The organism is Burkholderia territorii, from assembly GCF_902833055.1.
GTDB classification, from domain to species: domain Bacteria; phylum Pseudomonadota; class Gammaproteobacteria; order Burkholderiales; family Burkholderiaceae; genus Burkholderia; species Burkholderia territorii.
In genome coordinates this window covers 1-624 of record NZ_CADFEJ010000074.1, presented here as the reverse complement: position 1 = coordinate 624, position 624 = coordinate 1, and the positions used below count along the sequence as shown (strand labels likewise).

The 624-nt window shown below is 67.6% G+C and carries 2 protein-coding genes; both read left to right on the top strand.

The genetic code is table 11. The annotated features are described in order from the left end of the window. On the top strand, nucleotides 1–246 hold a 246-nt coding region (locus HW466_RS31055; RefSeq protein WP_425129838.1), incomplete at its 5' end, for an ABC transporter permease subunit. Then, on the top strand, nucleotides 243–624 hold a 382-nt coding region (locus HW466_RS31050), incomplete at its 3' end, for an ATP-binding cassette domain-containing protein (RefSeq protein WP_176316139.1). The genes HW466_RS31055 and HW466_RS31050, both read left to right, overlap by 4 nt.

Here is a 624-nt window from a genome sequence, read left to right as displayed (position 1 = left end):
AGCGAGATGTCGCCGGGCAACTCGATCGAGATGGCGATCTGGGTGGCGGTGGGCGGGCGCGGCACGCTGATCGGGCCGATCGTCGGGGCCTTCGCGGTGAACGGCGCGAAGAGCTTCTTCACCGCCTACTTCGCCGAATACTGGCTGTTCTTTCTCGGCCTGATCTTCGTGCTGGTGCCGCTGCTGATGCCGCGCGGCATCGTCGGCCTGGTCGATTCCCTGATCAAACGCGGAGCGCGTCGATGAACGAGAACGGCATGATGCCCGACCTGGCCCAGCCCGACGGCGGCGCCGAGGCGCTCACCCTCAGCGGCGTGGCCTCGATGGCGCGCGTGGTCGAGCCCGGCGCGATCGATACCTCGCACGGCACCATCCTCTACCTGGAGGACGTCGAGGTCAGCTTTGACGGCTTTCGCGCGTTGAGGAAGCTGTCGCTGTCGATCGACGCGGGCGAGCTGCGCTGCGTGATCGGCCCGAACGGCGCCGGCAAGACCACCATGATGGACGTGATCACCGGCAAGACCCGGCACGACGCGGGCAAGGTGTTCCTCGGCCAGACCCTCGACCTGTCGCGCATGAGCGAGCCCGAGATCGCGCGCACCGGCATCGGCCGCAAGTTCCAGA